This is a genomic window from Bradyrhizobium sp. WSM1253 (assembly GCF_000244935.1).
GTDB lineage: Bacteria > Pseudomonadota > Alphaproteobacteria > Rhizobiales > Xanthobacteraceae > Bradyrhizobium > Bradyrhizobium canariense.
The window spans coordinates 883,128-890,056 of sequence record NZ_JH600073.1 but is presented as its reverse complement, the minus strand read 5'-3'; the positions used below and the strand labels follow the sequence as shown (position 1 = coordinate 890,056).

Below are 6,929 nucleotides of genomic sequence, written 5' to 3'. Positions count from 1 at the left end.
CAGACCGGATAGATAGGTAACACAGTAGACCAGATGGATGGGTGACAGTTCTCTGTCGGCTGGGAGGATCAGCCGATGCCTTGGAGAGAGAGCTGCGCAATGGACCAACGGGTTAACTTCATTTCGGAACAGCGAACCGGCTTGTGGACGATGACGGAGCTTTGCGAGCGTTACGAGATTAGTCGCAAGACCGGTTACAAATGGTTGGAGCGCTACCGGCTGGAAGGACCTGGAGGGCTTGGGGATCGCTCGCATGCCGCGCGGGTGCATGGGCGCGCGACGCCACGGCACATCGTGGATGCGATTGTGGGGCTGCGGCTTGAGCGGCCGAGCTGGGGGCCGCGCAAGATCGTGAGCAAGCTTGAGGCTCGTCAAGGGGATGTGGATTGGCCACCGGCCTCGACGGCCGGGGAGATTCTCAAACGGGCGGGACTGGTCGGCGACCGCAGGGTTCGGCGACGTGCGCCGCCGCGCATGAGGCAACTGACCGTTCCTCAGCATGCCAACCATGTCTGGGCGCTCGATCACAAGGGCTGGATCCGGTTGGGCGACGGCTCTCGCGTCGAACCGTTCACGGCGACCGATGGCTTCAGCCGCTATTTGATCAGCCTGGCGGCGACGGGCAGTACGCAATATGCCGAGTGCCAAGCGCCGCTGGAACGGGCGTTTCGCGAGTACGGCTTGCCGGAGATCATCCGCTCCGACAACGGCTCGCCGTTCGCCTCGACCGGGATCACCGGTCTGACCGCGCTGTCGATATGGTGGATCAAGCTTGGCATTCGCCATGAACGGATTGACCCCGGCCATCCGCAACAGAACGGCCGGCACGAGCGTTTCCACCTCACGCTTCTGGAAGCCATGCAGCCACCGCCGCCAAACCAGATCGCGCAGGCCCGTCGCTTTGCGGCATTCGTGCGCGACTACAACGAAGAACGGCCCCATGAGTCGCTTGGCCAGCTCCCACCCGCCAGCGTCTATCAGCCCTCGCCTCGTGCGATGCCAAGGCGGCTTCCAGAGCCCGACTACCCGGCCGAAGCCGCGGTGCGCCAGGTTCGCTCCAATGGCGAGATCAAATGGCGAGGCGAGCTCATCCACATTTGCAGCGCTCTCGTTGGCGAAGCCGTTGCCGTCGAGGAGACCGAGGACGGATCCTGGCAAGTGCGCTTCTTCGACGTGCCGATCGGCATCATCGACCAGAAAACACGCAAGCTGCGGCGCTGCGCTAGCGCAGCGCCGCAGCCGACCAAATCATGAACGACTGTTACCCATCCATCCGGTCTGTTTTGTTACCCATCCATCCGCTGGACACGCGGAACGCGAGGCGGGTGAGGGGTCTCTCTCCGCGAGCACATCCGTTGCGAGAGACCCCTCATCCGGCGCTTCGCGCCACCTTCTCCCACAAGGGGAGAAGGAAGAAGAAGCAGGAACTGCACTCATGGCAATCAGGTTCGACGGACGCGTCGCCATCGTCACCGGCGCGGGCAATGGTCTGGGGCGCGCGCATGCGCTGGGATTGGCAAGCCGCGGCGCCAAGGTCGTGGTCAACGATTTCGGCGGCGCGCGCGACGGCAGCGGCGGTTCGCTGTCGCCGGCGGAAGCCGTGGTCGAGGAGATCCGTAAAGCGGGCGGCATCGCCATGGCCGACGGCGCCGACGTCTCCAATTTCGAGCAGGTCACGGCGATGGTTGAGCGCGCCACCAAGGAATGGGGCAGCGTCGACCTCTTGTGTGCCAATGCCGGCATTTTGCGCGACAAGTCGTTCGGCAAGATGGAAGCGGCCGATTTCCAGAAGGTGCTCGACGTGCACCTCGTCGGGACCTTTTATTGCTGCAAGGCGGCCTGGGCCGGCATGCGCGATCGCAACTATGGCCGCATCGTCCTGACGACGTCGTCCTCCGGCCTCTACGGCAATTTCGGCCAGGCCAATTACGGTGCGGCCAAGTCCGGCATGGTCGGCCTGATGAACGTGCTGGCGGAAGAGGGCCGCAAGACCGACATCCGTGTCAACATCATCTCGCCGACGGCGGCAACCCGCATGACGGAAGAGCTGCTGCCGCCGCAGGCGCTGCAGTTGATGAAGCCGAACGCGATCACGCCCGCGGTCGAGTACATGCTGAGCGAGGACGCGCCGACCCGCACCATCATGGGCGCCGGCGCCGGCTCGTTCGCGGTAATCAAGATCGTCGAGAGCGAAGGCATCAACCTGCCGGAATCCGAGTGGACCCCGGACGCGGTCGCGGCGCATTTCGCCGAGATCAGCGACATGTCGAAGGCGAAGGCGCTGCAGGGGGCTTTCGAGCAGACGCAGAAATATGTGGCGCAAGCCGCTGCGCGTGCCGGGGTAAAACTCTGACAGCCGTCGCCGTCATCGGCGCCGGCCCTGCCGGGCTGATAGCGGCCGAAGTGCTCGTGCAGGGTGGTGCTCGCGTCACCGTCTACGATTCGATGCCGTCCGCTGGCCGGAAATTCCTGATGGCCGGCCGCGGCGGGCTCAATCTCACCCACAGCGAACCGCTGCCGCAGTTCATCACGCGCTACCGCGAGGCGGCGCAGAGGTTGCAGGCTGCGATCGACGCGTTTCCGCCGGACGCGCTGCGCGCGTGGAGCGAGGCGCTGGGCGAGCCGACTTTTGTCGGCTCCAGCGGGCGTGTGTTTCCGAAAGCGTTCAAGGCGTCGCCCTTGCTGCGCGCCTGGCTGCGACGCCTCGATGCGGCCGGCGTCCGCTTTGCCTTTCGCCAGCGCTGGATGGGGTGGGATAGAGACGGACAACTGGTCTTTGACACACCCGGCGGCGGCGCCGCCATCGCCGCGGATGCCACGGTGCTGGCACTCGGCGGCGCAAGCTGGCCGCGACTAGGCTCCGATGGCGGCTGGACGACGATCCTCGCCGACAAAGGCGTTGCGATCTCGCCGCTGCGGCCGGCGAACTGCGGCTTCACCGTCGCCTGGTCCGAAATCTTCAGCACGCGCTTCGAAGGCCAACCGCTCAAGGCCATCGCGCTGTCCTTCGGCCCACAGCGCGCGCGCGGCGAGGCCATGATCACAACCGGCGGGATCGAAGGCGGGGCGATCTATGCGTTGTCGGCCGAACTGCGCGAGGCGATTGCGGCGAACGGCGAAGCGGTCCTGCACGTCGCGTTGCGGCCGGATGTCCATCATGGCGAACTCGTCCAGCGCCTATCCGCCGCGCGCGGCAAGCAATCGTTCTCCAATTTCCTGCGCAAGGCTGCACAGCTGTCTCCGGTCGCGGTCGGGCTGTTGCAGGAAGCTGCCATCAGTGCCGGCCAGTCGTTGTCGGCGATGTCGGCTGAGCGATTGGTGGAGCTCATCAACGCCGTGCCGGTCAAGCTCACGGGCGTCGCGCCAATCGCGCGCGCGATCTCCAGCGCCGGCGGGATTTCCTTCGATGAACTCGACTCGGAATTCATGATCCGCAAGCTGCCGGGCGTGTTCGCGGCCGGAGAGATGCTGGACTGGGAGGCGCCGACGGGTGGCTATTTGCTCCAGGCCTCGTTCGCGACGGGGGCTGCGGCGGGTAGGGGTGTGTTGCGACGGCTCGCCCAATTGTCGCCCTGACCATCCCGTCATGACGTTCCGGTCCGGGTTGCGAGATCCGTGAGGAGGCCGAGCACGCCGAAGCTTGCCGCCACTGCGCAGACCATCGTCCAGCCGCCAAAACTCCAGGCCAGCGATGCCGCCGCCGCGCCGACGCCACCGCCAATGAAGAACAGCGCGACGAACAGGCCGTTCATGCGACCGCGGGCCTCGGGGCGCAACAGGTTGATGGCGCGACGGCCCAACGTCTGGTCGGTGGTGATGCCGACGTCGAGCAGGATCGTGCCGAGGCTCAGGACCAGCAGACCGGTGATCTGGGATTCAAGCACGCTCGCCCAGGCACAGAGCGCAAGCGACCCGATGATGAGCAGATGGGCGGCAAAGAACATCGGCCGCGCCCGGCCCCTGTCGCCCCAGCGGCCGGCCATCGGTGTCGCCGCGGCGCCCGCCACGCCGATCAGTGCGAAGGCGGCAACTCCCTTGGCGTCGAGGTCGAACGGCGCCTCCGGCAGCCGCAGCGCGACCGCCGACCAGAACGCCGTGAAGGAAGCCATGACCAGCGATGCGGTCCAGGCCCGCACGCGGAGCACGGGCTCTTCGCGGAGCAGTCTTGGAAAGGACAGGAGCAAGTCGGCGTAGCTCGCGCGTCCCGTCGGTTGAAGGGTTGGAAGGTAGCGGGCGAGCGCGCAGGCAAGCAGGGTCATCAGAATGGCCGAGACGACATAGTAGGCGCGCCAGCTCCAGAGATCGGCGATCAGGCTCGCCGCAGGTCGCGACAACAGGATGCCGATCATCAATCCGCCCATCACCTCGCCGATGGCCTGGCCGCGGCGATCCGGCGCCACCATCGATGCGACAAGCGGAACTATCATCTGGATCGCCGCGCAGCAGGCGCCGAGGATGAAGGTGGCGAGCAGCAGGAGCGCGGGCGTCGGCGCGAGCGCCGTCGCCACGGCGGCGAGGATCGCGCAGCCAAGCGTGCGGAGGATGACAAGCCGGTTCTCGACCAGATCGACCAGAGGCACGAGCAGCAGCAGGCCGAGTGCGTAGCCGAGCAAGGTCAGCGTGCTGATCAGGCCCGCCTGCCACGCGGGCATGGACATTGACCGGCCGATCAGGCCGAGCAGGATCTGCGGCGCGAACAGATTGGTGACGACGACACCGGCGGTGATCGCGCCGAGCCAGATCAGCGGCCGCTCGGCGAGCTGGTTTCGGGGCGCGGGCCTGGTGGTTTCGGAGATAGTCATGGGACCTCGCAGCTGTGGCGCGGGACCCTTTAAGCGGACCGAGCAATATGCTACAATTCAAATAAGCCGATAAAGAATATGCGGGTTTGTTATGAATACCCATGACCTCGTCGCTTTCGTCGCCGTCGTCGAGACCGGATCGATTGTCGCAGCCTCGGCGCGTCTCAATCTCACCCAGCCTGGCGTGACCCGACGTATCCAGAATCTCGAGGAGATGCTGGGGGCGCAGCTTCTGGATCGGCTCTCGAAGCCCCTGAAGCCGACGGCGGCGGGCCATGAAGCCTACGAGCAGGGCAGGCGCCTGCTCAGGATGCTGGACGACCTCAAGTCGGGCGTGGCCAACGACGGAATGGTCCGCGGCGAGTTCAGGCTCGGTCTGACGCCGTTTCTCTCCGAAGCGGGCTTGACCGCACCACTCGATGCAGTGCGTGCCGAATTTCCCGCGCTGGCCGTGCGGGTGGTCTCCGGTTGGTCGCCGAACCAGCTCGAGCGCGTCTGCCGCAACGAGCTCGATGCGGCCGCGATTTGTCTCCCCGACGGTGCAGTGCCGCCCGCCGATCTCGCGGCCGACGATCTCGGCGCGCAGCCCGTCGTCTTCGTCGTCGCACGCGAGATGAAGATCCCGCGCACCGTCGATCTGGAACGGCTGTCCCAACTGTCGTGGGTAATCAACCAGGATGGCTGTGGATTTCGCGATACGCTGAAGCGAAAATTCGATGCCTCGCATCTGCCGTTCAACATCGCGGTCGAGGCGCTGGATAGTGAGCTTCGCCTGTCGCTGGTGTCGCGTGGTCTCGGCGTCGGGCTGGTCACCCCGATCGCCCTGAAACGCAGCGCATTTCGCGACAAGCTCAAGCCGGTCGCTGCGCGCGACTTCAAACCCGCGGTGCGCGCATGGGTGGTGCATCGCGCCCCCGCCGGTCGGCTGGAGCGGCCGATCAAGCTCTTCCGCGATGGACTGGTCCGGGAACTCCAGGCGCTGATCGGGGGCTAGCTACCGCAGCTTCCCCCGTGCCGCCACCGGCAGCGTGCCGATGATCTCCTCGCCGCGCACCATCACGACTTCGTCCATCATGTTGACGACGACGCAGACATGATTGGGTACGACCCGCACGACGTCGCCGACATTGGGGCGGGTGTTGCTGCGGGAGAGGTCGAGGAAGCCGTGCTCCTCGGCGAAGCGTGCGATCTTGACTTCGGGGTGCTCCAGGATGAGGCCGTGGCCGTCGAGGCCGCCGGTGTCCGTCGTCAGAGTCTTCGAGCCGGCGTCGAGGATGCCGCGCTCAGGCGCGGCGCGGCTGACCACGGTCGAATAGATGTGCAGCGCGCAGTCGTCCCAGGTGGCGACGCCGGCCGCGACCTGCATGCGGTCGTTGTAGATATAGGTGCCGAAGCGATGCTCGGTGCCGCCCTTGAGCTTGCCGATATTTTTCAGGTTCGGCGTTCCGCCGGTCGAGACGATTTTTGCATCGAGTCCATGCGCGCGCACGCCAGCCAGAGCTTCGTCATAGAATTTTTGCGCGTCCGCCCAGCCTGTCTCGATCGGATACATCATGAAGCCGGCGAATTGCAGTCCCTTGGATGCAGCAATCTCCTGCGCCAGGGCAATGGCCTCGGCGGGCGTCTCGACGCCGGCGCGCTTGCGGCCGGTATCGCATTCGACCACAACCGACAGCGGTCGGCCTGAGGCCGCAGCGGCCTTGGGCAGGCCGGCAACGACGGTCGAATTGTCCGCGGCGACCGTCATGTTGGCCTTCGCCTGCAGCGCCCCTAACCGCGCCATTTTTTCTTCGCCGAGCAAATTGTAGCTGATCAGGATGTCGTCGATCCCGGCATTGACCATGATCTCGGCTTCACCGAGCTTCTGGCAGGTGATGCCCTTCGCGCCGGCCGCGATCTGCATCCTCGCGATCGTGGGGTTCTTGTGCGTCTTGATGTGGGGACGGTTGGCAACTCCGGCGTCGTCGCAGGCCTTCTGGATCCGCGCGATGTTGCGCTCGACCTTGTCCATGTCGATGACGGCGCAGGGGGTGCCGTATTCGCGGGCGATCTTGGCGGCAAGGGTCGTTGTCATGGAAGTCTCTGAGTTGGCGCGCATCCCGTTTGCAAAAGCGGTGCCCACTTTTG

6 protein-coding genes are annotated in these 6,929 nt (G+C 65.6%); 4 read left to right on the top strand and 2 right to left on the bottom strand.

Translation table 11 applies throughout. From position 1 onward, the window contains the following. The first annotated feature begins 75 nt into the window (after positions 1-75). The 3 genes from BRA1253DRAFT_RS06230 (at position 76) to BRA1253DRAFT_RS06220 (ending at position 3,576) form a co-directional block, all read left to right on the top strand. Positions 76-1,254 (top strand): integrase core domain-containing protein, encoded by a 1,179-nt coding sequence (locus BRA1253DRAFT_RS06230; RefSeq protein WP_007592251.1) that lies wholly within the window; start codon positions 76-78, stop codon positions 1,252-1,254. Between the two features lie 181 nt (positions 1,255-1,435). Beyond that, complete coding sequence (locus tag BRA1253DRAFT_RS06225) at positions 1,436-2,353, top strand: SDR family NAD(P)-dependent oxidoreductase (RefSeq protein ID WP_007592248.1); 918 nt, start codon at positions 1,436-1,438, stop codon at positions 2,351-2,353. Then, positions 2,350-3,576, top strand: a complete 1,227-nt coding sequence (locus tag BRA1253DRAFT_RS06220) for a TIGR03862 family flavoprotein (RefSeq protein WP_007592246.1) — start codon at positions 2,350-2,352, stop codon at positions 3,574-3,576. The genes BRA1253DRAFT_RS06225 and BRA1253DRAFT_RS06220 overlap by 4 nt, the downstream gene beginning before the upstream one ends. Positions 3,577-3,584: 8 nt before the next feature. Here the strand turns inward: BRA1253DRAFT_RS06220 and BRA1253DRAFT_RS06215 are convergent, their stop codons facing one another. Next, positions 3,585-4,802, bottom strand: coding sequence for an MFS transporter (locus BRA1253DRAFT_RS06215; protein WP_007592245.1), 1,218 nt, complete (start codon positions 4,800-4,802; stop codon positions 3,585-3,587). 91 nt (positions 4,803-4,893) lie between these two features. Here BRA1253DRAFT_RS06215 and BRA1253DRAFT_RS06210 point away from each other — a divergent pair, with 91 nt between their 5' ends. After that, a complete protein-coding gene (locus BRA1253DRAFT_RS06210) occupies positions 4,894-5,796 on the top strand; it encodes a LysR family transcriptional regulator (RefSeq protein ID WP_007592243.1) in 903 nt (300 codons plus the stop codon). On the opposite strand, the gene BRA1253DRAFT_RS06205 is transcribed toward BRA1253DRAFT_RS06210, so the two are convergent. Next, positions 5,797-6,876 carry an alanine racemase gene (locus BRA1253DRAFT_RS06205; RefSeq protein ID WP_007592240.1) on the bottom strand — a complete coding sequence of 360 codons (1,080 nt, stop codon included), beginning with the start codon at positions 6,874-6,876 and terminating at the stop codon, positions 5,797-5,799. It abuts the gene before it with no gap. Positions 6,877-6,929: the final 53 nt, after the last annotated feature.

What these genes read in the sequence shown, in the direction of transcription:
- BRA1253DRAFT_RS06205 (WP_007592240.1), bottom strand. Translation starts at nt 6,876, where the DNA reads ATGACAACGACCCTTGCCGCCAAGATCGCCCGCGAATACGGCACCCCC.
- BRA1253DRAFT_RS06225 (WP_007592248.1), top strand. Translation starts at nt 1,436, where the DNA reads ATGGCAATCAGGTTCGACGGACGCGTCGCCATCGTCACCGGCGCGGGC.
- BRA1253DRAFT_RS06210 (WP_007592243.1), top strand. Translation starts at nt 4,894, where the DNA reads ATGAATACCCATGACCTCGTCGCTTTCGTCGCCGTCGTCGAGACCGGA.
- BRA1253DRAFT_RS06230 (WP_007592251.1), top strand. Translation starts at nt 76, where the DNA reads ATGCCTTGGAGAGAGAGCTGCGCAATGGACCAACGGGTTAACTTCATT.
- BRA1253DRAFT_RS06215 (WP_007592245.1), bottom strand. Translation starts at nt 4,802, where the DNA reads ATGACTATCTCCGAAACCACCAGGCCCGCGCCCCGAAACCAGCTCGCC.